Below are 25,942 nucleotides of genomic sequence, written 5' to 3'. Positions count from 1 at the left end.
TTATTGAATTAGTTTCTCTTACTCATTAAGATGCTTAAGATATACCAAAACAGAAGCATGATAGATGCAAAAAGCTGTAAAGCAGCTCCTACATACTGATCGGTTCCGTATGAATCTTTTAATTTACTGGTTTGGTATAAAATTGTTGCTGAAGCCAAAATAGTCATTCCCACTGAAAACCATAAACCTAAGTTGAAACCGAATAACATTCCGCCAACAATCAATCCAATTGAAATAAATCCTCCGATAACGATAATATTTCTTAAGAAAGAAAAATCTCTCTTAGAAGTAAATGCCACAGCAGAAATACCGGCAAACATAGCAATAGTTAGAGTAGCTGCCTGAAAGATCACGTTGGCTCCTCCTGCCATATTCGTAGCAATATAAAGCATTGGCATAAAGATTACCGCCTCCAGCAGGACATAAAATCCTAAACCAAGATATTGGGTAGACTTACTTTGTGAAAGTGACCATTTAGAAGCTAAAATAGAAGCCAGCCAGAAAACACCGATGATCAATAACCAGGTATATCTTTGTCCGAACATCATGGCAATAATTTCTACCGGCACTGTCTTCAACAAAATGGTTTCCACTCCAATAAATGCAAGAATTGATAAAGCAACATGCAAATAGGTTTTTTTGTAAAAATCAGCTCTATCCACTTCCGAAGAATGAGCGACTAAAACATTTGTCTTCATAGTTAACATTTTTTAATTAATCGAAAATAAATTTATTTATCTTTTTTTCCGGGCATAATTCCCAGAATTTTTCCATCCTCTTCAAATACGGCACTCACCACTTCTTTTGAAGAAGAATCTCCTGCATATTTGTATTTAATATTAGGATGATTAGCACCGTCCATTGTTACGTAATACCCTACTTTTGAGACTTCAAGTTTTTTGTTAGGATCTATACCTTCTTTTACTTTTTTAAGAATATCATCCGTCACAATTTCTTTTACTTTATCAGAAAGCAGACCGTCAATAGTCTTATGGTCAGAGGCTTGTAAAGCCCCCATAAACTTCATAAAATTATCATTATAGAGACTTACTTTCTCCTTACTTATAGTAGCAGGCTGTTCTTTCTTTTTATTGTTCTCAACCTCCAGTCCTACAACTTTTTGGGCGAATACCAGTTGGCCTCCAATGATGGCAAGTCCTAAAAATAATTTTTTCATATGATCCATTTTATTATTTTGGTGCAATAAGTGATGGAAGATACGAAAATCAGACCATTTCCAAAAATTTCATGGTATCCACGTTATCGGCATAGGTATCAAGACCAGGATTCTGAGCATCTCCGAAGTGAATAGAGTCTAATCCCAATTCGTCTTTAGCAACTATACACTGAATATTTTCTTCATTTTCAGCTATAAAATCCTTGACATCATCCAGCGAAGTATATCTACTGAAATTGATCACGGAAAGCGGGCTAAACAGTTTGTCATCCTCTTTCAACATGACAAAATTATTGTCCCAGAATTTATCCTGATTAAGCAGGTATACTGCTCTGTTATAATCATAATTATTGGCGTATTTATGATGATTGATAATATCCTGGAAGCCTATGAAACTTTCAAATAATCTGTCGATTATATAGTCCTGTGGAATAAAAATTCGGGTTACATTCCTGCATCCCAGGCCAAAATACTGAAAAATATCGTTGGCTAAAAGCTGTAATTCTTCTTCTGTTTCATCACCTTTCAAAACAGCAACTGATGTTCTGTTTTTACGGATAATACTTAAATGATTTTTAAAATAATACTCCAGATATCTCGCAGTATTATTACTTCCGGTAGCAATTACCGCATCAAAATTCTCTAATCTTTCTACGAATTCAAACTGAACCTGATCTCCGGAAAACTCTTTCCATTTTTTGAGCAGGAACGGAATCATATATTTATCTTTTGAAGACAGCTTAATGACCGGAATATGATTGCTTAAAACCACAGAAACCACATCATGAAATCCTACTAAAGGAATATTTCCGGCTAAAATTAACCCTACTCTCTTTGAAATTTTCGAGATAGAATAGTTTTTCAGCCAACCGTTAATACTTTCTGCTGTCAGTAAATCTGCCCACTGTTGTAAAGCAAATTTCTGATTCTCAAGGGTAAACCATTGATTCTCTATTTTTGTTTTTTGTAATAATAATTCAATATCTACATCATCCTGATTGTAGTCTTCCGTTTTTTTCGATAAAAACGCCTTTATATAATCACTTAATTCAATAAGTCCTAAAACTTGATTTTCGGTATTCATAATTACTGTAAAATTGGGGAATATTTTGTAATTTTGTGCAAATTTAAAAAAAATTAGCGATGGCTATTAAAATAACTGATGAATGCATTAACTGTGGGGCTTGTGAACCTGAATGCCCGAACAATGCAATATATGAAGGAGCTGTAGACTGGAAAGCTTCTGATGGTACTGCCCTGAATGGGACAATTACATTGCCATCGGGACTTACTGTAGATGCTGACGCGGCACAGGAACCTGTAAGTGATGATGTATATTTCATTGTAACAGATAAATGTACGGAGTGTAAAGGCTTCCATGAAGAACCACAGTGTGCGGCTGTATGCCCGGTAGACTGTTGTGTTCCTGATGAAGATCATGTAGAATCTGAGGAAGCACTTCTTAATAAAAAAGCATTTTTACACGGCGAATAAAAAATTCCGTCTCATCATCTGTGAGGCGGTTTTTTTAACGATAAATTCAAAATCTAGTAAAAAAGAAAAAAATAAATCGCAGGGAAGCCAGCTCCCTGTTACAACCAAAAAGTAAAAAAATATGAACAAAAAGCACAACTTCAGCGCAGGACCATGCATTTTACCTCAGGAAGTATTTGAAAAATCAGCTCAGGCTATTTTAGATTTTAATGGTATTGGATTATCACTTCTTGAAATATCACACAGAAGCAAGGATTTCGTAGCCGTAATGGACGAAGCACGTGCTATTGTAAAAAGGTTGATGAATCTTGGTGATGACTATGAAGTACTTTATTTGGGGGGTGGTGCCAGCATGCAGTTTGCAATGGTTCCTTATAACCTTATGAAAGTAGGTGGCAAAGCAGCTTATCTGGATACAGGTACGTGGGCTGCAGGAGCGATCAAAGAAGCAAAAAAATTAGGAACTGTAGATGTGGTAGGTTCTTCAAAAGAGGAAAATTATTCTTTCATTCCTAAAAATTATACGGTAGGTTCAGATTATGATTATTTTCACTGTACCTCCAACAATACAATCTATGGAACTCAAATGAAATCTTTCCCTGAGGTAGATACACTGATGGTTTGTGATATGAGTTCTGATATTTTCTCAAGACAGCTTGATTTCTCAAAGTTTGATTTAATCTATGCAGGAGCTCAGAAAAACATGGGACCTGCAGGAGTTACTTTAGTAGTTATAAAAAAAGAAATTCTAGGTAAAACAGGAAGAGAGAATATGTTGTCTATGCTGGATTATTCTCAGCATATCAGCAAAGAATCTATGTACAATACTCCACCTGTATTCCCTATCTATGCATCTTTACTGACTCTTCAACATCTTGAAAATAACGGGGGAATTGCTGCTGCAGAACAAAGAAATGAAGCAAAAGCAAAACTTTTATACGATGAAATTGATAGCAATCCTTTGTTTAAAACATTCTGTGTAGAAGAAGACCGTTCATTAATGAATGTTTCTTTCAACATTACGGATGAAAGCAAAAAAGAAGAATTTGATAACGCATGGAAAGCTGCCGGTATCAGTGGACTTAACGGACACAGAAGCTTAGGCGGATATAGAGCAAGCTTGTACAATGCTTTGACTATTGAAAGCGTACAGGTTTTAGTGGACGTCATGAAATCTATCAAATAATTTAAACCTTAAAAATTCAAAGATTGAAAGATTGAGAAGTAGTTAATTTAAATTTATTAATTTGCACCTCAGTTTTAAAATTTTGAAATATTTAAATTTTTCAATCTTTAAATCAAATAACACATGAAAGTTTTAGCAAACGATGGAATTTCAAAATCAGGAGAACAGGCTTTAAAAGAAGCCGGAATTGAGATTCTGGACAATAGAGTCGCCCAAGATCACGTTATTAAATTTATAAATGATAATAATGTAGATGTTCTTTTGGTAAGAAGTGCAACAAAAGTAAAACAAGAACTGATTGATGCATGCCCCGGTCTTCAGATTATAGGAAGAGGTGGGATTGGAATGGATAATATTGATGTGGACTATGCTAAAAGCAAAGGAATTAAGATTATCAATACGCCTACGGCATCTTCAAAGTCTGTAGCGGAACTGGTTTTCGGACACTTTTTTTCATTGGCGAGATTTCTTCATGAATCAAACAGGCTGATGCCTTTAGAAGGAGATACTCACTTTAATGCCATGAAAAAGTCATTCAGTAATGCTTATGAACTTTCAGGAAAGACATTAGGAGTTATTGGCTTTGGAAGTATTGGCCAGGAAGTGGTGAAAATAGGAATTGCCTTAGGCATGAAGGTTCGGGTTCTTACAAAAAGTCCGAGAACGGAAGTTCTTACCCTGAATTTCTTTGATGGCCAGGCTGTTCATTTTGAAATCACTTCTACCAATGATATGGATGCATTTCTTAAAGATGCAGACTTTATCAGTATCAATACTCCAAAAACAAATGAGTATATTATAGATACCCCTCAGTTTGAAAAAATGAAAGACGGTGTTTATATTGTAAATACAGCAAGAGGCGGAGTTATCAATGAAGTGACATTAATAGACTTCATTGAGTCAGGCAAAGTAGCAGGAGCGGCACTGGATGTTTTTGAAAATGAGCCTAGCCCGGAACTGCCTTTATTAATGAACCCTTCATTATCCCTGTCTCCTCATGTAGGAGGTAATACAGTGGATGCGCAAGAGAAAATCGGAGTCGAACTTGCGGAACAAATTATTAAGTTACAAAAAGAAACTATAAGATAAATATGCCTGTTTTTAAACCTTTCCGTGGAATAAGACCTCATAAAGACTTGGAGAGTACTTTCCCTACACACCCACTGGATAATTTCACCCAGGAAGAGATAGCAGAGAAGGCTCAAGTTGAAAATACTTACATTAATATGATTAAACCCTATGTTGTAAGTAAATCCAAAGATATTGACCGGAATCTAAGGAAGATCCGTTCTACATTTGAAGAACTTCTGGACGAAAAAAAATTGGTCCAGGACAGTTCAGCCTACTATCTTTATGAGCAAATCTACCCCAATAAACAGGTTTTCAGAGGACTTTTGGGACTGGCCAGCATTGAAGATTTCTGGAATGGAAAAATCAAAAGACATGAAAGTACCATTCCTCAGAAAAAAGAAAAACTGGCACACTATCTTGAGAAAGTAAGTCTGCAGGCCGAGCCTGTACTGCTTACCTACCCTGCCAACTCTAAAATTGAGCTGTTGATGAATCATGAGGAAAAAAATGTTCCTATTTTTAATCATACAGATAACCTGGGGATAAGACATAAAATCTGGAGAATAGATAACCGTTTGAAACTTCAGCAGTTCAAAGAAGTAATCGATCAGATTGATTCATTTTATATTGCCGACGGACACCATAGAATTGGTTCTACAGCCATCAATGCAAAACGTCACAAAGAGAAAAATAAAAGACACAACGGAACCGAGCTTTACAATTTTGTATACAGCTTCATCGTTTCAAATCAATCTATTAAAATTCATGATTACAACAGGATTTTACACGATATGAACGGTCTTTCCAATGAACAGTTTTTAAAGGAACTTGAGACTTATTTCCTTATTCATGAAAAAGGAGAAGCATCTTATTTTCCTTCTCAGAAATTCCATATTTCAATGTATCTGGGTGGGAAATTTTATTCACTTCATGTAAAACACGATCTGCGTTCCAAAGAAATGTCTCTGGACAACCTTGATCACCATCTTTTGGATAAATATATTTTCAAGGATATCCTGAAAATTGAAGATCCTGATAGCTCAGATAAAATATCTTATGTAAAAGGAACTTCTAACCTGAACGGAATCAACATCCTAAAAGAAAAGGTGGACAGTGGTGAGGGCATAGTAGGCTTCGGAATTTATCCTGTAAGTTTTAATGATATGATTAAAATTTCAGACTTAAAATTAAGTATGCCTCCGAAATGTACATTCATTGAACCCAAATTGGTTACAGCTTTATTAATGTACGACATGAAACCTTAATAAATTCCTATTTTTTCCCTACTTTTAACATCGGAAAAGAAAGGTAAATAAAAAATGAAAAAAATATTCATCATACTTCCACTCTTTTTGAGTGGATTTTTATTTTCTCAGAAAAAGCCGCAAAAACATCCGGCAAAAAAAGGCACAGTAGCCAAATTCAATTATCATGATGAATTTAAAAAGATATCAGACGAAATCTTAACCAACGGTGAAGCTTATTCTAATCTTGGAGAGCTTACAAAAGGCATCGGACCGCGTTTCAGTGCCACTCCGGGGTATGCAAAAGCATCCGAATGGGCTGAAAAAAAGCTGAAAGACGCCGGTATACAAAATATATGGAAACAGGATGTAAAAGTTCCTGTCTGGATCAGAGGTAAAGAGTCTCTGCAAATAAAATCAGGAAACGGAGAATGGAAAAATATCAGAATGCTCTCCTTTGGAAATTCTGAAGGAACAGGCGGAAAAGATCTTACGGCAGAACTTTTACTGGTGAATGATATGACAGAACTGAACGCTTTAACTTCTGCTCAATTAAAAGATAAGATCATTTTTGTCAATTCTCCTTTAGACCAGAAAGTAGTTAATACCGTTGACGCTTATCTTATCACTGCCAAATCTAAATTGCTCTCAGCCTCTGTTATTGGCAAAAGAGGAGCTAAAGGTTTAATTATACGCTCGCTCACTACAGCTTCAGATGATACCCCTCATGCTAAAATGATTTATTATGAACCGGATGACAGGGTGAGAATCCCTGCAATAACCATTGGTGTAAAATCAGCTGATGAACTTGAAAAATTACTGAAAAAACAAAAAGTAACCGCCAAACTGAACCTATCTGCCGAAACAAAAGGAGAAATTGTTAACCAGAATATCATTGGTGAAATTCCTGGAAATAAAGATGGGAAAGTGATTGTTTTGGGAGCGCAGCTTGATTCATGGGACTTTGCAGAAGGAGCCCATGATGACGGATCCGGAGTTGTACAGTGCATTGAGGTTTTAAGAACCCTTAAAGCGCTTGGTTTCACCAATAATCATACGATAAGAATCGTATTGTACGCCAATAGTGAAAATGGCGGCCAGGGCCGGGATATGTATGCTTCGTATGTAAAAAAGAAAGATGAGAAACATATTTTCGCTTTAGGAACAGATTCCGGAGGCTATTCTCCAAGAGGATTCTCATTAGATATGCCTCCTCAGAGAAGAAGACAGATCTTTGAATGGAAAAATTATTTCCTTCCCTACGGAATTTATGATTTTGATCAAACGTATGCAATACAGGATATTGCCCCTTTAAAAAAACTGGATATTCCTCTGGCAGAGCTGGTAGTAGACACACAGCGCTATTTTGATTACCATCATTCTGTAGAAGACACTTTCGACAAAGTAAATAAAAGAGAGCTTCTTCTGGGAGCTGTTGCTATGACTCAACTTATTTTCATGATTGATAAAAACTGGTAACATGAAAAAAATTATAAATCTATCAGTACTGATTCTCGGGGTGGCTTTTGTATCCGGCCAAACCAAAGAGGATTCTATACAGTTTAACAGGATTTCCACAGAAATCCTGAATAATGGAAAAGGCTACAATGAATTAAAAGAGCTCACCAAAGATATTGGTAACCGATTGAGCGGTTCTCAAGCTTATGAAGAATCTGTAAAATGGGCGGCACAGAAACTTAAAGATGCCGGAGCTGATAAAGTCTGGCTTCAGGAAGTGATGATTCCTGTCTGGGAAAGAGGTAAGGAATCCTTACACATCAAAACTTCAAATGGAAGCTGGAAAAGCCTTAAAATGCTTTCTTTGGGCAACTCTGAAGGGACAGCAGGAAAAGATGTTTCAGGAGAAATCATCATGGTAAAATCATTGGAAGAATATGACAGGTTACCGGCTGAAAAAGTTAAAGATAAAATTGTTTTCTTTAATTACCCCTTCAATCAGGGACATGTACAAACCTTTATTGCCTATCGGGAAGCTGGAGCTTACAGAAGGACAGCAGCTTCTTTAACGGCTAAAAAAGGAGGGAAATTTGCTGTTATACGCTCTCTTTCTTCCGCTTTTGATGATGTTCCACACACCGGAAATATGCGTTATGATGATAATGTGTCTAAAGTTCCCGCAGTGACGATTGGAAACACCAGCGCAGACGAACTGGAAGCTTTATTAAAAAATCAAAAGGTAACGGCAAAACTTAATTCCAACTGTGGGATGAGAGGTGAGAAACTCTCCCACTCTGTTATTGGTGAAATTACAGGCAAAAAAGATCAAAACGTTATTGTTGTTGGCGGCCATCTGGATTCGTGGGATGTAGGAGAAGGAGCTCATGATGACGGAGCAGGAATCGTTCAGAGTATAGAAGTCTTGAGAACCTTCAAAAAACTGGGAATACAAAATAACCATACCATCAGAGCCGTTTGTTTCGCCAATGAAGAAAATGGGACAAAAGGGGGCAAGCAATATGGAAAAACAGCTAAAGATCACAACGAAAAACATCTTTTCGCCATTGAATCTGATGCAGGAGGTTATGCTCCACGAGGTATTTCGTTAGAAATGGACAACACCAAAAGAGACCAGATCAAAAGCTGGGTAAACCTCTTCTTGCCCTATGGAGTTTACAATTTCGAGGGAAAATATTCAGGGTCAGATATTGCTCCACTCCATGAAATGGGTGTTCCCACTGCAGAATTAGTTCCTGATCCCCAACGTTATTTCGATATCCATCACACTTCAGAAGATACTTTTGAAAAAGTAAACCGCAGAGAACTTCTTCTCGGCTCCACTGTGATGACACAACTTATTTATATGATTGATAAAAATTGGTAATCATGAAAAAGATATTAGGTACAACATTATTACTTTTGGGAGTAGCTGTTTTGGGCCAAACCAAAGAAGATTCCGTACAGTTTAACAGGATTTCTACTGAAATCTTAAACAATGGAAAAGGCTATAACGAATTAAGGGAACTCACCAAAAATATTGGCCATCGTTTAAGCGGTTCCGAAGCTTATGAAAAGTCCGTAAAATGGGCAGCGCAGAAACTTAAAGATGCCGGAGCCGATAAAGTCTGGCTTCAGGAAGTGATGATTCCGGTCTGGGAAAGAGGCAAGGAATCCTTACACATCAAAACGGCAAACGGCAGCTGGAAAAATCTTAAAATGCTTTCTTTAGGAAATTCTGAAGGGACAGGAGGAAAAGATATTTCAGGAGAGATCATCATGGTAAAATCCATTGAAGAATATAATGCATTGCCTGCTGAGAAAGTAAAGGATAAGATAGTTTTCTTCAACTACCCTTTCAGTCAGTCATTTATAGAAACATTCAAAGGATATAGTGATGCTGCCAAATATCGGGTAACTGCTGCGGCATTAACTGCTAAAAAAGGGGGGAAATTCGCTATTATACGTTCTCTTTCTTCAGCTTTCGATGATGTTCCCCATACCGGAGCAATGCGTTATGAAGATAATGTATCCAAAGTACCCGCTGTAGCTGTTGGAAATACAACGGCAGATGAGCTGGAAACTCTGCTGAAAAACCAGAAGATCACCGCCAAACTTAATTCCAACTGTGGGATGAAAGGTGAGAAACTCTCCCACTCTGTTATTGGTGAAATTACGGGTAAAAAAGACCAAAGCGTTATTGTTGTTGGCGGACACCTGGATTCTTGGGATGTAGGTGAAGGAGCTCATGATGACGGAGCCGGAATTGTTCAGAGTATAGAAGTCTTGAGAACCTTCAAAAAACTGAGAATACAAAACAACCATACCATCAGAGTCGTATGTTTCGCCAATGAAGAAAACGGCGTAAAAGGAGGTGTTCAGTATGGTAAAGCGGTAAAAGAAAACAATGAAAAACATCTTTTCGCTATTGAATCTGATGCCGGTGGTTTTGCTCCGAGAGGTATTGCCCTGGATATGGATGATACCAAAAGAAATCAAATCAAGGGCTGGTCAAAACTCTTCCTTCCTTATGGAGTCTATAACTTTAACGAAAGATTCTCAGGGACAGATTTATACCCCCTTCACGATATGGGAATCCCAGCTGCTGAGCTGATGCCCGATTCACAAAGATATTTCGATATCCATCACACCGAAGAAGATACCTTTGAAAAGGTAAACCGCAGAGAGCTTCTGCTAGGCGCTGCAGCAATGACACAGATGATCTACATGATTGATAAAAACTGGTAATCCCCGTTTGTATCTTAAAAAATTAACATCAAAAGAGTTCATAGAAACCTTGAAAAATTCGGGTTTTTATGAACTCTTTAATTTATCATCAATCGAAAAGGGCTTTAGCCCCTTTATCTTATAAAAATTCATCCAATGGCTGTCGCCAAAACATAATTCGCATTCGATGCTTGCAAAGATTCGGAGGTTGTACAATACATCCGCCGAAGACTATAACTGATCAAATTTCATTTTAGTCTTCAATGGATCCGGATATTTTAAATCAGATTTTGTTTCTGAATTGCTATTTTGACCATATTAAATAGCTATCTTACACCATCTTACATTAGAATAATAGAATATGGTATGGAAATAAGTAGATTCAAATCAGAAAAAATACATCAGAAATTTCTTACATTTTATGATGAAGCCATGAAGAAACTTCCTGTACCACAGAAGATCTTCGATATCGATACTACTTATGGAACAGTAAGGGTTTATCGGTTTGGAAACCGGGGAGGAATACCTATTCTGCTTTTTCCGGGAAGAGCAGCTTCAACACCCATGTGGGAGCCCAATATGGCAGGACTGCTCAAGACTTATGATGTTTATTCTATGGATCTTCTGGGTGAACCCGGTATGAGTACCCAGACAAAACCTATTAAAGATAATGAACAACAGGCTGCCTGGGTAGAAGACGTCTTGAGGGAACTACGACTAACAAAGGTCCATCTGGTGGGTGTTTCCTTTGGCGGCTGGTCCGCAGTAAATTATGCCGTCCATTATCAAAAATATATTGCATCCATTATCTTGTTGGATCCCGCACTGGTTTTTGCTCCATTTTCTCTGAAAATCATTGTGTTTTCACTGATTACCATTCTTCCTTTTGTTCCTGAATACTGGCGCAAAAAATCAATGAGCTGGATTTCTGGAGGAGCTCAGGTCGATTCGCAAGATTCTACCGCTCACCTTATTTCGATTGGATTAAAAGATTTTCTGATCAAAACACCACCTCCTAAACAGTTTACTACTGAACAGTTAAACTCTATTCAAGCACCAATACTGGTCATTTTTGCAGGCAAAAGTATTGTACACGATTCAGCTAAAGCCTTAGCCTATGCAAAAAGTCTTTCGAACCCTATTGAAGCTGAAATTTGGCCGGCAGCTTCACATGCAATCAATGGAGAGTTTCCAAATGAAATTAATGAGCGGATTAGTACATTTCTTTCAGGAATAAACAGTCAAAAAAAATAGAATATAAAAACAGATGACCACACCTATTTTTACGGTTGTGCTTGTATAATCAAATGTCCTATTTATTTCTTAATAGAAATGAGCTTTAGCCCGAAATTTTTATCATCAGAATCCAAAATTTAAAACATTTCTCCTTGTTTAAGGAAATAAGTCCGAAAAAACACTGTAAAACAACTACATACAGCCATAAAAAATAAAATGTTAATGGTAAAATACTCACTTTGGCATGAAATTGGCATGTCTTAAAACGAAAAAAACATAAAAACACTAGATGAAAAAAAAGATCTTCTATAGATTTTCAGTTTTCCACTGATTCAAAATGTGAATCTTTTTTTTCTACGATACCCTAAATGATATGGAAATTGTGATTAATCAACCTTCGGTTTGTTTTTCGCAATAAAACTTATAATCTGTATCAAACTGGTATCAGAACCCATGAGTCATTAATGATTCAAAAAATTTACTGATCAACCCTAAGCTTTATGCTCCGGGCTCAGTCGTATAAATAAATGGCACGTCTTCGTGAACCTTAGCCCAGTAAGAGAATATATTCTTTTTACCATGTAAGACAGCTGCTTATCCATATAAATTAATGTATAACCCTTAAAATGTTAGTAATGATGAGAGATTTTTTTGAAATGATTTTTAAGAGAAATGAAGATGCTGCAAAAATGCATATCTGGAGCCTGCTTTTGGTATTGAGTTTTGCCGTCTTTTCTGTATTGGTATACACCTTAAAACCAAGCTTTAACAGCTTAATAATATATCTGACCGCATTTGCCGCTTACATCGGCTTTGGTCTTGTATTCATCAGTTCCCTTGCGGGGACAAGTATGAAAAAAAGGTCCAGCAGAAACATATAACTTTTAATTCTTTTTTTTACTGAAAAAACCGTCCTTTGGGACGGTTTTTTGTGTTATACTCACTGATCATTTATTCAATGCCTTTCATCATCTCGGTAAGAATCTTTATCGTTTCTTCCTCAATCATTTTTTCAGATTTTGCAACCAGTTCTATCCTGAAAGGTTCACAACAGGCCTTTATTCCAAAACCATCATCTGTTTTCACAAATTCAGGATGCAAACCATGTTCTTTACATACTTGTGCTTCAATTTCTTTTCGGATCAAAGCATAATCTAGATTAATCATATTCTTATATTTTGTTTCATTGGTGACGGATAAAGATAAGCATAAATTGGTTGTACAGAAATCCGGATTTCTACGGTAAACCATATCGGCATACATCAATTTCCCTGATCCTTTTTTAGAATATCAACAATCCTTTTCTACAACAGCTGTTCGTTATTTCAGATATGCTTTCTTTTTCAGGGTTATATCCAGTATACTCCCATTCCTCTTAATTTTCACATTAATCGTATCATACTGACTTTCTACCCTATTGAGAAAATAATGACATGCACCATCTTTATCGAGATTATCAAGCTTAATATCATTAATACTGATAATTGAATCGCCAATCTGTAAAGGGAAATGCTCTTCCTGAAATATATAAACAACCGTAGGTTTTGTATCTATAAAACGATATCCAAAACCGAAAGATTCCAGTTTATGAGAATTATTTCCAATCTGTTTCATATAGATTTTATGATCAGACCAGTCTAAAATAAAAACAAAATTTTTCAGGAAATCATTTCCAATCAAATTTGAACTTCCTGTAGTCATTATCTCATTGGTAAAATTTTTATTTCCCAATACCCAATCTGAGGATTTAAAAATATAACCGAGTGTGGGCTTTCCGGCACCATAAGCTCCTACCGCATTATTCCCATATACTTCTATTCGCTCTGATACTTTCTTAGCATTAAAGTCATTCTCTGTAATCTTTATATTCCCTGAAAAACCGGTATCGAAAGTAAAATTATTTTTTTTATCTAAAATTTTTGTTTCTACGATGGGAGTTTTCTGATCTTTCGTATCAAAAGGGATAACAATATCATACCCTTTAAGATCAAACCTGGAAAGACTTTGGGTCACTTCCAGAGATTTTTCAGTATAATTTATCCGCCAAAAAAGTTTTGCCATCTGATTGGCTCCGAGAATACCATCCACTTTTAGACATCCGAATTCTGCCGCTTTAAGATCCATCACCATAACCCCTATATTTTTAAAGGTAGCCTGGTCGACAACCATCTCAGGCAATACGGTGAAAATCTGTTCCTGTTTGTTTTTCTGAGAGTCCTTTACAGTACTTTTATGTTTTTTTTCAAGCCCCAGATCAGTATAGATGGCTGTAGAAATAATAGTTGGAGCTCCGGTATCGAACAGAAAATTATACATTTTTCCATTAATATTCACTTTTACAAAAGGTAAATCGGTAGAATATTGTAAGTTGAGTTTTTCAACGGCTTCTTTTAGCTGAACCTCTCCCCCTTCAAAGAATTTCTTCCCCTGGGCAAACAAGTTAAGATTAGATAATAACAAGAGACTAAGTAAAATTTTTTTCACAAGGTATTTTTTACTAAAATAATATTTTTTAAAGTCTGAGCAAAATTTCTTATTCTTCCATCAAAAACAAAAAAAGCCGCCCCTTCCGGAACGGCTTTTATATCTTAAAAAGATTTCAATTATTTCACTTTTACAAGCTCAACATCGAAGATTAACCAAGCGTTTGGCGGAATAACTCCTCCTGCTCCTCTTTCTCCATAAGCCATTGCCGGTGGGATCAATAAAGTAGCAGTTTCACCTTCTTTCAATAACAGGATTCCTTCATCCCATCCTTTGATTACTCTTCCCATTCCGATTGGAATATCGATAGGCTCATTTCTTTTGAATGAAGAATCAAATTCTGTCCCGTCTACTAACTTTCCAGCATAGTGTACAGATACATTATCACCTGATTTCGGAGCTTTACCGTCTGTCGTTTTTGTGATTTTGTAATAAAGACCAGATTCAGTTTTCTGCATACCTGCTTTCAGGGCTTCAGTCATTTTCTCCTGATTAGCTTTGAATTCTTCTTCTTTTTTCTTTCTTTCAGCTTCCTCTTTAGCAATGAAAGCTTTATTATTTTCTGCGATTTTAGCTTTCCCTTCGCTGAAAGTCTTAGCTGCATCGTAGTTTTTGTACTCATCACCTTTACCGAAAACAGAAACTTTTTCTAAAACGATATCTGTTTTAGGCTTATCTTGAGCTCCTTTTTCAACGTTAGCAATAGCATCAATTACGTCATTTCCTTTCACTACTTTACCGAAAATAGTGTGCTTTCCGTCTAACCAAGGTGTAGCCACTTCGGTAATGAAAAACTGAGAACCATTGGTATTAGGTCCAGAGTTTGCCATAGAAAGAATACCTTTTCCAGTATGTTTAAGGTCGTTTCTCTCATCCTCGAATTTATATCCAGGATCTCCCATTCCTGTTCCCTGAGGATCACCTCCCTGAATCATGAAATCTTTGATCACTCTGTGGAAAATTGTTCCATCATAATAAGGAACTCCTTTAGCTTTAGCCTTGTTGTCGATTTTCCCTTCTGCAAGACCGATAAAGTTGGCCACAGTTACTGGTGCTTTCTTGTCTTCAAACTTTACAATCAGATTCCCTTTTGTGGTTTGAAAATTTGCATAAAGTCCGTCATTAAGACCTTCGTAAGTTTCTTTGTCTACGTTCATTTTTTTATAAATTGGAGTACAACTCATCAGCGAAATACTTGCCGCTGCCAGAATTATATTTTTGTTAAACAATTTCATGTATTATAAAGCTTTTAATTTTATGATTAATGGGATGTCGTTATCTATTTTTTTTTCGTCTCCAAATGTTCCATATGCCAGGGAAGATGGTACCAAAAGGGTTACCTCTTCTCCATTACGTATAAATCGTAATGCGTTTTCTACAGCTTTCAGCTCATCAAAATGTCCAAATTTAGCGTCTCTTCTTTCAAAAGACTGGTCATAAATCTTGGTCTCATCAAAATCATACAGATCATAAGAATAAGAGATCACGGTATTATCTGCTCTCCTTTCTCTCTGATCATACCCTTCCACTGTAACCCAGTAATTAAGCTGTGTAGGATAATATTTTACCGGCTGGCTATTGGCCCATTGCTGGATATGCCCTCTTTCTATGGCATTCAGATTTTTCATCCTTTCTTTAGAAACGTCCAGATCTTTTTGGCTCAAAACACCGCCTACGGGAGGATGTGCCGGCTGTGCATTTCTATTGCAGCTCAACAGACTGACTAATGATATGAAGACTAATTTTCTCATAAACTTTTGCGAAAATACACATTTCGTGAATCAATTACAAAACTTATATGAGATTTCCAGGAACAATTTAAGGAACATAAAATACGATATTTTACCGTAACAAAAAATTGCTTCCAACTACAGGTTTTTAAGATGACTAAGAAAAACTTTATGCAAGGCTCTTTCATGTTAAAAAATACTGGATTTTCCATATTAATTTTTCATCCCCTATGGCAGGTCAATAAAAAAAGCCGGAAATATTCCGGCTTCTATATATTTTATATTCAGTTTAGATTAAACTGTTTCTAAAGCGTGGTCAACCACAACTCTCCATCCGAATGGATCTTCAGAAAGATTGTTCTGTAAGTCTACCAAATCTTTCTTAAGAGTAGCTGCAAAACTATCCTCATCAGATAATCTTGGAAGCTCCAGTTTTTCTCCCTGGTATCCTAAGGCCTGGAACACCGTAGTTACTACAGCAGTTCCTACTCCCCATACTTCTTTTAAAGTACCGTTTTTCTGAGCTTCAACTACCGTTTTTACCGGAATTGGTTCTACTTTCACTTCAATACCTCTTTTCTTAGCCAATTGAAGGAAACTGTCTCTTGTAACTCCGTCAAGAATCTTCTCTGAAGTTGGAGGTGTATAAATAGTATCGTTAATTCTTACAAATACATTCATAGTACCACTCTCTTCAAAATATTCATGGGTAGCATCATCCGTCCAGATAATTTGCTCATATCCTTCTTCGATAGCCAACTGAGTTGGGTAAAAAGAAGCGGCATAGTTTCCTGCAGCTTTAGCAGAACCTACCCCTCCATTTGCTGCTCTTGAATAGTGATCAGAGATTTTTACAGAAACAGGCTCTGAATAATAGCTCTTCGCAGGGGTTGCAACAATAGCGAACATATATTTGTTAGAAACTCTTGCTTTCAAAGCTTCTTCAGTAGCAAAAATCAATGGTCTGATATATAAAGACATTCCTTCTCCTTGTGGAATCCACTCTCTGTCGATATCTACCAACGCTTTCAATCCGTCTAAAAACATTTCTTCAGTCACTTCAGGCATCGCAAGACGCTTCGCTGACTTATTGATACGTTCAAAATTCTTTTCAGGCCTGAAAAGGAAAACCTGCCCATCTTTGTCTTTATAAGCTTTCATACCTTCAAAACAAGCTTGCCCATAGTTTACTCCCATCATAGCAGGTGTAAATGGTATCGGACCGTAAGGAACTAATTTCACATCACCCCATTTTCCATCTTCATACTCACAGATGATCATATGATCAATGAAAGTACCACCAAATGAAAAATTATTTGGGTCAAATGTAGAAATTCTAGAGTTTTCAGTTTTTTGAATTATCATTTTTAAAATTTTTTACGATGTTCTACAAATTTAATATAATTTTCTAAATATAAAAATTTTAGAGTAAATTTGACAAAAAAATAGCTTGAAAAGAGAAATAAAGACCACAAACGACGGGAGTAAAACATTGTTTATCAATGATTTAAATGAAAACTACCATTCTCATCATGGCGCATTGCAAGAAGCAGAACATGTGTTTATCAAAAATGGACTAAATTTAGTTAATGATTACGAAATTAATATTTTAGAACTCGGTTTTGGAACAGGTTTGAATGTTTTGGTTACAATTAATGAATATTTAAAAACTGACAAAAATCATGTCATTAATTATTTTTCGCTCGAAAAATACCCCGTAAATGAATCCGAAGTTAACGATTTGGCATATTTTGAGCTTTTTGATAACCCTGAATTCAAAAATATTTATCAGAAAATTCATCTAGCAGATTGGGAAAAGCCAGTTGAAATCATTAGTGGTTTCAACTTAAAAAAGATAGAATGTGACTTTTTTGACCTGAAGGATATAGAATTGCCCAACATTAACCTAGTCTACTTCGACTGTTTCGGAGCAAGGGTGCAGCCTGATCTTTGGGAAAAACCATTATTTGAAATGGTTTCTGACAAAATGGCCATTAATGGATTATTAACAACCTACTCTTCTAAAGGAAGTGTAAGAAGAATTCTTCAGGAACTGAACTTTAAGGTAGAGAAAAAACAGGGTCCCCCGGGAAAAAGAGAGATGATTAACGCACTCAAGCTTTAATGGGTATAAAAAGGTGGATTTACCTCCATTCCTTTTTCCTATTTTCGCCCTACTGCTTCATGAAAATTCCTTACCTTAGCTTTACAAAATATTATACCTATTATATATGATAGACAAGATCAACATTAGAGTGTATGGTTGTGCAGTGAAAGACAAAAAAGTTTTAACCTTATTTGAAGAATATGCAGGAGAAGCTTTAGTTAAATTCCCCGGAGGAGGATTGGAATATGGAGAAGGAGTCCTGGAATGTCTGCACCGTGAATTCGATGAAGAGCTCAATGTAAAAATAGATATTAAAGAGCATTTCTTTACTCAAGAAAATTTTTTGGTTTCCCGCTTCAGAGAAAACGAACAGCTCCTTACCATATATTATATTGTCCATATCACCAATGAAGAAGATTTCCTGATTATGGATCCCTGCATTGAGAAAACAGAATGGATGGCTATCGACAGACCCGACAATCCGTTTCCTCTTCCCATAGATAAAATTGTATTCGATAAATTAAAAGAAAAATTCCTGTAAGAAACTTACAGGAATTTTATATTATTATTTTTTCACTTTAAACTGATTGGCTCCCGGATAAGGTTTTAAATAACCGGAATTCCAGTTGGACTGAAGCAATGACTCTATAAATTCATCACTTCTGTTTCTGTGAGGATCATATTGTTCTTTCAAATCAATATCAGCCATCTTTCCTTTTACATTCCACCAAAAGGCGCTCCATCCTCCTCTAAGCTCTTTTATAATTTCATAAACATTTTTGCCTGTAGCTCTGTTCATCAATTTGGCAAAAACCTGCCCTTCAGTTGTCGTAAGATCTCTTAACTGTTTTTCATATTGGTCAGCAAGCATGTTCTGTCTTTCTCTTATAAATTTTCTTTTAGCCTTGCTGTCCATATCATTCATATCCGCCTGCATATCCCTATACTGTTGCAAAGCTGTCACAAATAACGGATATACTCTGTATAGCTTTTTATTTAGGAAATAATAGTAATTTTTATCCAGCTGATTGTTGAATCGGGGTTTGTTTACTAAAACAAGCTCATCCATCACCACTACAGGTTCTCCGTTAATCTCATAGATTTTAACCTTTTGCTGCTCGTCGTAATAATACTTATTACCGAATTCATCCACTTTCAGAGATTCAGCAGGGTATTGGTTAAGGGGTTTTGCCACAATAGAATCCTTCTGACCAAAAACACTGACTCCAAAAAAGAAAATAAAAAGGCAGATAATCTTCCTAAAATTCATTATTTTTACACTTATAAGAATAAAAATTAAACGCAAAAATCATTCCTTTTTATGAAATTTGAAAAGAAATCTTTAAAATTTTTAGAAAAATATTTAAACACTTCATCGCCAACAGGTTACGAACACAAGGGACAAGAGGTCTGGATGGACTATATCAGACCGTATGTAGATAAAATTGAAGTAGATCATTATGGGACCTGTTACGGCATCATTAATCCCGAAGCTGAATTTAAAGTAGTGATTGAAGCCCATGCCGATGAAATCTCCTGGTACGTAAACTATATTACTGATGACGGATTGATTTATGTCATCCGAAACGGAGGATCGGATCAGACCATCGCTCCTTCAAAAGTAGTACATATCCACGGAGAAAACGGAATTGTAAAAGGAGTATTCGGATGGCCGGCTATTCATACCAGAACCAACCAGAATGAACCTACTCCAAAAATTGAAAACATTTTCATCGATTGCGGAGCCACTTCCAAAAAAGAAGTGGAGGAAATGGGAATTTATGTAGGCTGTATGATCACTTACCCGGATGAGTTCTTTGAAATGAATGACAGATACTTTGTATGCAGAGCTTTGGATAACAGAATCGGAGGCTTTATGATTGCTGAAGTGGCAAGGCTTTTAAAAGAGAATAAAAAAACAATTCCTTTTGGGCTGTATATCACGAATTCTGTTCAGGAAGAAGTAGGCCTTTATGGAGCTGACATGATCGCAGATACGATTAAGCCTAATATTGCGATAGTAACCGACGTTACCCATGATACAACCACTCCTATGATCGAAAAGAAAAAAGAAGGGGATCAGAAATGCGGAGACGGACCAGTGGTATTCTTTGCACCAAGCGTTCACCATACGATCAGAGAATTGATTATTGATACCGCAAAAACAAAGAAAATACCTTTCCAGAGAGCAGCGGCAAGCCGGGCAACCGGAACGGATACAGATGCTTTCGCCCACTCCAACGGAGGGGTACCAAGTGCTTTAATTTCCCTACCTTTGCGTTATATGCATACAACGGTGGAAATGGTATCTAAGGAAGATGTGGCTAATGTGATCAAACTGATCTATGAAACCATTCTGAAGATTAAACCGGAAATGAAACTGAAGTATCATTAAAGATATTAGATAGCAGATATCAGGCCCTAGACTATTACACCAGAATTCTACGTCTGATATCTGATGTCTAACATCTGAAATCTAATATTAAGTAAAAAGTAAAAATGAAAACGAAGCTTATTGCTCCTTCCCTTTTATCTGCAGACTTTGGGAATCTGCAAAGAGACATTGAAATGCTGAATGCCTCTCAGGCTGACTGGTTCCATATTGATGTCATGGATGGCAGATTTGTACCTAATATTTCATTCGGTTTTCCGGTAATGAAAACGGTTCAGCAGCATGCCAAAAAATTCGTGGATGTGCATTTAATGATTGTAGAGCCCGAAAAATATGTTGATGAATTTATCAACCACGGTGCTGATCTTGTTTCTGTACATTATGAAGCGTGTACCCACCTTCACAGAACAATTCATCATATCCAAAGCAAAGGTGCGAAAGCTGGGGTTGTTTTAAACCCTTCCACTCCTGTTTTAATGCTTGAAGATATTATTGCGGATGTAGATCTTGTTTTATTGATGAGTGTAAACCCTGGATTTGGAGGGCAAAAATTCATTGAAAACACGTATAAAAAGATTGCAGAAACAAAAGATCTTATTTTAAGCAATAACTCTACTGCACTTATTGAAATAGACGGTGGTGTCAACCTTGATAATGCCTCTAAGCTTTTTGAAGCAGGAGCTGATGTATTGGTGGCCGGAAATGCGGTATTCTCTGCAGAAAGCCCGGAAAGAACCATCGAGCTTCTTAAAATTTAAATTGTATTTTTAAATATACAGAAAAAGGCAGTTCGTAGGGACTGCCTTTCCTCATTTTGGAACTTTGAGTAGATGTGGTTATTAGCTATTTTGAGTTTTTATCTTTATTTCTTCCTGATAACAACACAAATTTCTCAATAAAGATCCACACATCCATCAGTAGAAATACTGAATTTAAAAGTAAGCACTTCTACGTAATCACTATTATTTCTTTATATTTCCTTGTTCCAAATGCAGGCGCAGACTACCAAAGCAATACTGATAACCGAGAAAACCGTTCTTATGTTATTTAAGAGATTCCACCTCTTCTCAAATCCTTCGCGCATTTGTTGAATCGCATCGGTGGTAGCTCCTGAAATATCAAATTTATCAAGTATATCATTCATCGGAACATTTCCTGCTACCGTAACCCCGAAAACACCAATCAGATAAGCTAATGTTGCCAGCAAAAGAAAAATAAAAGCAGGCTGTCCACGAAATACAAATGCAGCTACCGGAAGAAGAACTGCAGTTCCCATAAAACTTATAAAAAATACAGGATTAAGAATTTCCCGGTTAATGCTCTGCATTGCTTTCAGATATTCTCCATCAGATAACTTTCCCAATCCCAATACTACAGAACAGGAATAAGCATAAAAGAGCCCGGCAATCAAAGCCGTAAGTACAGCAGTAAAAATTAATAGTAGGGTTGCCATTTTCATATATTTTGATTTGTGGTTAGTAGTCGGTATATTTTAATAGGGATTCCATTTTTTAATAATGTTCTGGGCAGTCAGAATCATTTCAGGATCCCAATTTTCTGTTTTAAAATAATGAAAATTCTGATTTTTAATCAATGTTGGGTCAATATGATCAAATAACAGTTTTGTAAGCAGGATCTGTTCCTCATATAAAATGGAATCTTCCACAGGTCCTGGAAGGAGCATTTCTCTTTTCATCCACTTTTCTTTTTTCCTCTTCATTCCATCTGAATCATTAAGAATGCTTTTAACCCTCATAAAATCATTAAAAAAACGCTGCTTCTCCTCTTCTGTATGAATGGTATACCCCAGCCTTTCAATGATCACATACTCAAGGTTATGGCATTGTGACAACACTGAGGGAAGTACACTAAAGATCTCTTCCGGGATTACATCATCATGCGTATCTCTACGGATCATTTTTTTACCATAAACACTATCCTGCCAGCTTCCTCCCGAAAGATGAATCTCTTTAACTTTCTCCAAAGGATACAAACTAACAATTTCCTGTATGCTCACATCAAAGTTACAAGACTGACAATATATATTATGAAGATCAAGGATTAAAAAACCATCGATATCATCCACCAGCTTATCCAAAAAAACACCTTGCTCTCTGACGTCATCAACGGAAAAGGAAAATGCCAGATTTTCTACTCCAATAGGAATTGGTACAGCATCCTGTAGTCTGTAAAGCCTGTCTTTTCCAATCTCAAGAGTTTTCGCATGCAACGAAAGGGGCAATGGTACACCCCGATGATAGTTTTCGGTATTCATAAAACCGAAATGTTCTGTAATATGATTATAATTTCTCTTTTGAACTTCATGCTTCAACTTTTGAAGCCACATTTCCTGTCGCTCCGTCCATCTTGCATCAAATAAGGAATAATAAACGCCATGCCCAAGCAAACGCCCATTTCCTGCATAAAAATTCAAAAGATCTTTAAGCCATGACGGCTCTTCCGCCGCAAAGAAGGTATCAAATGACCACTCTACTACATCCACAGCGTTGTCCTGTAATAAAGGCAAAATAGCAGAAACAAAATCCGCCTCTGCCATCATGGATAATCCTAATAGTGGTTTTCCCATATCCTATCCCATTCCACAGGCAGGACAGCCATGAGGTAAACGCACCACTGTATCTTTCTTCGCAATAACTTTCGGAGTTCCCGGTTTTGGTTTTTCCGGCGTTTCTTTAATTACCGCTTTTTTAACTTTCTTTACGGGCTTCTTAGTGTTCGTAGCAGGCTTGGTAGTTTGTGCAGACACTCCTACTGCTAATAAACTGGCCATTAATAGGGTTGGAATTTTCATTTCTTTTCTTTTTAAGGAAGTTTACAATAAGTGTTCCATTTATTTTGCCTTAAAAATACAATAATTTATCATTGAATATTTTAGTTTTTTCACGTAGTATTTCTCTTATTAAACGAATATTTGAAACGGATATTTGAAAAATAGGTATTCTTTATTTATATTTATCATTAAAAATAAAAAATGAGAAACAGGCTTATAAAAGCTGTTTTCCTTGGATTGGCAATATCGGCACACAGCATCAATGCACAAGTACAGTCCGTTGACAACAATAAGAAAATGGAATGGTTCAGGAACGCTAAACTGGGGATTTTCATTCACTGGGGAATTTATTCGGTTAACGGAATTTCTGAATCATGGTCCTTCTTCAATAATTATATCAATTATGAGAATTATATGAAGCAACTGAATGGGTTTTCAGCTTCAAAATACCAGCCGGAACAATGGGTTGGACTTATCAAAGAATCAGGAGCAAAATATGCGGTTATCACCACAAAACATCATGATGGCATAGCACTTTGGAACTCTAATGCTGAAAAAGCGATCACTATTCCGGGTAATGCTTCAGCCCAAAAAGATGTTTTAAGCCCTTTTGTTACCAGTCTTAAAAATTCAGGATTAAAAACAGGCCTTTATTTTTCGCTTCCGGACTGGAGCCATCCGTACTATGACATCAATACCCGGACTAAAAAGCGGTATGATTTAAAAAATGATCCCAAGCGCTGGCAGCAATTCACCAATTACTACCAGACCCAACTTACTGAACTTTCCTCAAAGTACAAACCTGATCTTTTATGGTTTGACGGAGACTGGGAACATACCTCTGAAGAATGGAAAGCTACGCAGACACTTGGAATTCTGAAGCAATACAATCCGGATATCATTATCAACTCAAGGCTTAATCATCATGGTGATTATGACACTCCGGAACAGGGAATTCCCGTTATTGCTCCGCAAAACCCTTATTGGGAACTCTGCTATACGATGAACGATTCGTGGGGATATCAACCCTATGATCAAAACTATAAAACTCCTAATATGATTGTCCGTACCCTGGCAGATGTTATCAGCATGGGAGGTAATCTATTGCTTGATATAGGACCTAAAGCTGATGGAACGATTCCCGAAAAACAGGTGGAAATCTTAAAAAATCTTGGAAGATGGGTCTCTAAAAATGAAAAGGCTGTTTATGAAACACAACGGGGAATTCCTTTTGAAAATTATAAAGGAAAGTCTTCCCTGTCTGATTCTAAAAAGTCTGTATTCCTCTATCTGGAAGAGGCTAAAAACATAACCAAAATATATGGCTTGGCCACAAAGCCAACCTCCGCAAAAATCATAGGAGACAGCAAGGCTGTAGTAGACCTGAGCTATAATGACAAAAATACAGTAAGCCTTCACTTTTCAAATGTGAAATTCGATAAAGATGTTAGTGTTGTAGAGCTATCTTTCGATACCCCTCCTGTATTTCTCAAGGATTTTAAGAAAGAAAAGCAACCCCTTTCCAAGCTTATGGATCAAAAAAACACCCGATCGGCCATTTATGATATTGCTGACGCCCTCCATGATGGAGATGATCTGTTCACCAATTCCGGATTAACCGGTGACGGGCTTGATATGCATCTTGGTAAAAACGCTCATACAAATCCTGAAACACTTCAATGGATCAGTAAGCATGCTGAAGCTCTTTTTGGCACTGAAAAAGGGTTGCCAGAAGGTCATTATCCGGGTATGAGCAGCCTGTCTAAGGATAAACAGACTATTTATCTTTTTGTGGAAGGCGAGCCAACCGGTCCTATTGCTTTAAAAGGAATAAAAAACAACATTGCCAGAATCAGAATTGTTGGAGAAGGTACTTTACTTGATCACAGCATTTACAATAAGCTATATTGGAGCGACAGACCAGGTATTATATACGTAGAAATTCCGAAGGAAAGACTCGATAAAAATATGACCGTCATTGCCGTTTTGCTTGACAAGCCCATCGAGCTCTACAGAGAAAAGATTGGAGCCATTGAAAATAATCTTTAATCTTAATTTCAGAATAGATGTAAAAAACAAAATCCGGAGAAATTCTCCGGATTTTTTATTTTGTAAGGTAGTTTCCTAGAAAATCTCTCTTCCTGAAAAATGGAATTGAGCTTCAATAAGAGCGTTCTCGTCAGAATCTGATCCGTGAACAGCGTTTTCACCAATGCTTCTTGCAAACATTTTTCTGATTGTACCTTCTGCAGCTTCTGCTGGGTTTGTAGCACCAATCAATGTTCTGAAGTCTTCAACTGCGTTGTCTTTTTCTAAAACAGCAGCTACGATAGGACCTGAACTCATGAATTCTACCAATTCTCCATAAAATGGTCTTTCAGCATGTACTTCGTAGAATTTTTTAGCATCAGCTACTGTAAGCTGAGTTAATTTTAAAGCTTTGATTTTAAAACCTCCTTCTGCAATCTTACCTAATATAGCACCGATATGTCCGTCAGCAACTGCATCAGGCTTAATCATAGTGAATGTAATGTTAGACATAAATGTATATTTTTTTAATGCCGCAAAATTACAAAAAATATCTTTGATTTTTATTTTAATTTTTTTTTAACATAAAAATAACTTTTATTAAGAAATCGTGAACTAAACTTTGGCACAGTAATTGTTTATTCTATTGCGATTCTCATGTTTAATTTGAGTTTTCATGGTTATTAGTTTTTACCCAGCTTCGGCTGGGTTTTTTATTTGCAAAAAATCAACACTTTCATTGCTGATTTCGTAAAATTAAAAACCATATAAAATCATATTTATACGTTATTGCTTCTATTTCAATCAATGAAATAATGAT

The 25,942-nt window shown here is 36.4% G+C and carries 27 protein-coding genes; 14 read left to right on the top strand and 13 right to left on the bottom strand.

Annotated elements, in window-relative coordinates; translation table 11 throughout:
• Window positions 1-8: 8 nt before the first annotated feature.
• The 3 genes from B8967_RS01535 to B8967_RS01525 are packed head-to-tail and all read right to left on the bottom strand — an operon-like array spanning window position 9 to window position 2,261.
• On the bottom strand, window positions 9-698 hold the full coding sequence (locus B8967_RS01535) for a Bax inhibitor-1/YccA family protein (RefSeq protein ID WP_052188787.1): 690 nt from the start codon (window positions 696-698) through the stop codon (window positions 9-11).
• 32 nt (window positions 699-730) lie between these two features.
• Window positions 731-1,177 carry a peptidylprolyl isomerase gene (locus B8967_RS01530; RefSeq protein ID WP_228405973.1) on the bottom strand — a complete coding sequence of 149 codons (447 nt, stop codon included), beginning with the start codon at window positions 1,175-1,177 and terminating at the stop codon, window positions 731-733.
• A 49-nt stretch (window positions 1,178-1,226) separates the two neighbouring features.
• Window positions 1,227-2,261: an acyl-CoA reductase gene (locus B8967_RS01525; RefSeq protein WP_084084046.1), complete on the bottom strand. Its 1,035-nt coding sequence runs from the start codon at window positions 2,259-2,261 to the stop codon at window positions 1,227-1,229.
• 59 nt (window positions 2,262-2,320) lie between these two features.
• Between B8967_RS01525 and B8967_RS01520 the strand changes: the two genes are divergently transcribed.
• From B8967_RS01520 to B8967_RS01480, 9 genes are all read left to right on the top strand, one after another.
• On the top strand, window positions 2,321-2,671 hold the full coding sequence (locus B8967_RS01520) for a 4Fe-4S binding protein (protein WP_047495523.1): 351 nt from the start codon (window positions 2,321-2,323) through the stop codon (window positions 2,669-2,671).
• 121 nt (window positions 2,672-2,792) lie between these two features.
• Window positions 2,793-3,857: a 3-phosphoserine/phosphohydroxythreonine transaminase gene (serC, locus tag B8967_RS01515; RefSeq protein WP_047495527.1), complete on the top strand. Its 1,065-nt coding sequence runs from the start codon at window positions 2,793-2,795 to the stop codon at window positions 3,855-3,857.
• 123 nt (window positions 3,858-3,980) lie between these two features.
• A complete protein-coding gene (locus B8967_RS01510) occupies window positions 3,981-4,946 on the top strand; it encodes a D-2-hydroxyacid dehydrogenase (RefSeq protein ID WP_084084044.1) in 966 nt (321 codons plus the stop codon).
• A gap of 2 nt (window positions 4,947-4,948) precedes the next feature.
• Complete coding sequence (locus tag B8967_RS01505) at window positions 4,949-6,193, top strand: DUF1015 domain-containing protein (protein ID WP_047495531.1); 1,245 nt, start codon at window positions 4,949-4,951, stop codon at window positions 6,191-6,193.
• Window positions 6,194-6,247: 54 nt separating this feature from the next.
• The gene (locus tag B8967_RS01500; RefSeq protein ID WP_084084042.1) at window positions 6,248-7,651 is read left to right on the top strand and encodes a M28 family peptidase; all 1,404 of its coding nucleotides are present in this window, start codon (window positions 6,248-6,250) and stop codon (window positions 7,649-7,651) included.
• 1 nt (window position 7,652) lies between these two features.
• Window positions 7,653-9,014: a M28 family peptidase gene (locus B8967_RS01495; RefSeq protein WP_084084040.1), complete on the top strand. Its 1,362-nt coding sequence runs from the start codon at window positions 7,653-7,655 to the stop codon at window positions 9,012-9,014.
• A gap of 2 nt (window positions 9,015-9,016) precedes the next feature.
• On the top strand, window positions 9,017-10,375 hold the full coding sequence (locus B8967_RS01490; protein ID WP_084084038.1) for a M28 family peptidase: 1,359 nt from the start codon (window positions 9,017-9,019) through the stop codon (window positions 10,373-10,375).
• A gap of 345 nt (window positions 10,376-10,720) precedes the next feature.
• Window positions 10,721-11,608 carry an alpha/beta fold hydrolase gene (locus B8967_RS01485; RefSeq protein ID WP_084084036.1) on the top strand — a complete coding sequence of 296 codons (888 nt, stop codon included), beginning with the start codon at window positions 10,721-10,723 and terminating at the stop codon, window positions 11,606-11,608.
• A gap of 617 nt (window positions 11,609-12,225) precedes the next feature.
• On the top strand, window positions 12,226-12,471 hold the full coding sequence (locus B8967_RS01480) for a hypothetical protein (RefSeq protein WP_123863341.1): 246 nt from the start codon (window positions 12,226-12,228) through the stop codon (window positions 12,469-12,471).
• Window positions 12,472-12,541: 70 nt separating this feature from the next.
• Here the strand turns inward: B8967_RS01480 and B8967_RS01475 are convergent, their stop codons facing one another.
• The 5 genes from B8967_RS01475 to B8967_RS01455 form a co-directional block, all read right to left on the bottom strand.
• Window positions 12,542-12,757 carry a hypothetical protein gene (locus B8967_RS01475; RefSeq protein ID WP_143330441.1) on the bottom strand — a complete coding sequence of 72 codons (216 nt, stop codon included), beginning with the start codon at window positions 12,755-12,757 and terminating at the stop codon, window positions 12,542-12,544.
• Window positions 12,758-12,910: 153 nt separating this feature from the next.
• Window positions 12,911-14,074: an aspartyl protease family protein gene (locus tag B8967_RS01470; RefSeq protein ID WP_143330440.1), complete on the bottom strand. Its 1,164-nt coding sequence runs from the start codon at window positions 14,072-14,074 to the stop codon at window positions 12,911-12,913.
• Between the two features lie 119 nt (window positions 14,075-14,193).
• Window positions 14,194-15,231, bottom strand: a complete 1,038-nt coding sequence (locus tag B8967_RS01465; protein WP_228406042.1) for a peptidylprolyl isomerase — start codon at window positions 15,229-15,231, stop codon at window positions 14,194-14,196.
• 81 nt (window positions 15,232-15,312) lie between these two features.
• On the bottom strand, window positions 15,313-15,825 hold the full coding sequence (locus tag B8967_RS01460) for an FKBP-type peptidyl-prolyl cis-trans isomerase (protein ID WP_084084030.1): 513 nt from the start codon (window positions 15,823-15,825) through the stop codon (window positions 15,313-15,315).
• A 273-nt stretch (window positions 15,826-16,098) separates the two neighbouring features.
• Window positions 16,099-17,169 (bottom strand): branched-chain amino acid aminotransferase, encoded by a 1,071-nt coding sequence (locus B8967_RS01455; RefSeq protein WP_047495555.1) that lies wholly within the window; start codon window positions 17,167-17,169, stop codon window positions 16,099-16,101.
• Between the two features lie 85 nt (window positions 17,170-17,254).
• On the opposite strand from B8967_RS01455, the gene mnmD reads away from it, so the two are divergent.
• Together mnmD and B8967_RS01445 are read left to right on the top strand one after the other, a co-directional pair.
• Entirely contained in the window at window positions 17,255-17,929 is a 675-nt protein-coding gene (gene mnmD / locus B8967_RS01450; RefSeq protein WP_084084029.1) for a tRNA (5-methylaminomethyl-2-thiouridine)(34)-methyltransferase MnmC2, read from the top strand.
• Window positions 17,930-18,035: 106 nt separating this feature from the next.
• On the top strand, window positions 18,036-18,452 hold the full coding sequence (locus B8967_RS01445; RefSeq protein ID WP_047495561.1) for an NUDIX hydrolase: 417 nt from the start codon (window positions 18,036-18,038) through the stop codon (window positions 18,450-18,452).
• Between the two features lie 24 nt (window positions 18,453-18,476).
• On the opposite strand, the gene B8967_RS01440 is transcribed toward B8967_RS01445, so the two are convergent.
• Window positions 18,477-19,181 carry a DUF4294 domain-containing protein gene (locus tag B8967_RS01440; protein ID WP_047495564.1) on the bottom strand — a complete coding sequence of 235 codons (705 nt, stop codon included), beginning with the start codon at window positions 19,179-19,181 and terminating at the stop codon, window positions 18,477-18,479.
• A 51-nt stretch (window positions 19,182-19,232) separates the two neighbouring features.
• Between B8967_RS01440 and B8967_RS01435 the strand changes: the two genes are divergently transcribed.
• Both B8967_RS01435 and rpe read left to right on the top strand, forming a co-directional pair.
• On the top strand, window positions 19,233-20,306 hold the full coding sequence (locus B8967_RS01435; protein WP_047495567.1) for a chryseobasin maturation metalloprotease ChrP: 1,074 nt from the start codon (window positions 19,233-19,235) through the stop codon (window positions 20,304-20,306).
• A gap of 104 nt (window positions 20,307-20,410) precedes the next feature.
• Complete coding sequence (rpe, locus tag B8967_RS01430; protein WP_047495569.1) at window positions 20,411-21,061, top strand: ribulose-phosphate 3-epimerase; 651 nt, start codon at window positions 20,411-20,413, stop codon at window positions 21,059-21,061.
• A gap of 212 nt (window positions 21,062-21,273) precedes the next feature.
• Here the strand turns inward: rpe and B8967_RS01425 are convergent, their stop codons facing one another.
• The 3 genes from B8967_RS01425 to B8967_RS01415 are packed head-to-tail and all read right to left on the bottom strand — an operon-like array spanning window position 21,274 to window position 23,115.
• The gene (locus B8967_RS01425) at window positions 21,274-21,756 is read right to left on the bottom strand and encodes a chryseobasin maturation helper ChrI (RefSeq protein WP_228405971.1); all 483 of its coding nucleotides are present in this window, start codon (window positions 21,754-21,756) and stop codon (window positions 21,274-21,276) included.
• 39 nt (window positions 21,757-21,795) lie between these two features.
• Entirely contained in the window at window positions 21,796-22,890 is a 1,095-nt protein-coding gene (locus tag B8967_RS01420; RefSeq protein WP_084084025.1) for an MNIO family chryseobactin maturase, read from the bottom strand.
• Between the two features lie 3 nt (window positions 22,891-22,893).
• Window positions 22,894-23,115, bottom strand: a complete 222-nt coding sequence (locus tag B8967_RS01415) for an MNIO class RiPP chryseobasin precursor ChrA (RefSeq protein WP_047495576.1) — start codon at window positions 23,113-23,115, stop codon at window positions 22,894-22,896.
• Window positions 23,116-23,295: 180 nt separating this feature from the next.
• Here B8967_RS01415 and B8967_RS01410 point away from each other — a divergent pair, with 180 nt between their 5' ends.
• Complete coding sequence (locus B8967_RS01410; RefSeq protein ID WP_084084023.1) at window positions 23,296-25,143, top strand: alpha-L-fucosidase; 1,848 nt, start codon at window positions 23,296-23,298, stop codon at window positions 25,141-25,143.
• Between the two features lie 75 nt (window positions 25,144-25,218).
• Here the strand turns inward: B8967_RS01410 and B8967_RS01405 are convergent, their stop codons facing one another.
• Window positions 25,219-25,635 carry a nucleoside-diphosphate kinase gene (locus tag B8967_RS01405; protein ID WP_034687444.1) on the bottom strand — a complete coding sequence of 139 codons (417 nt, stop codon included), beginning with the start codon at window positions 25,633-25,635 and terminating at the stop codon, window positions 25,219-25,221.
• Window positions 25,636-25,942 lie beyond the last annotated feature (307 nt).

It is taken from the genome of Chryseobacterium sp. YR221 (assembly GCF_900176315.1).
In the GTDB taxonomy this organism is placed as follows: Bacteria; Bacteroidota; Bacteroidia; order Flavobacteriales; family Weeksellaceae; genus Chryseobacterium; species Chryseobacterium rhizosphaerae.
This window is presented reverse-complemented; position numbering and strand designations above follow the sequence as displayed.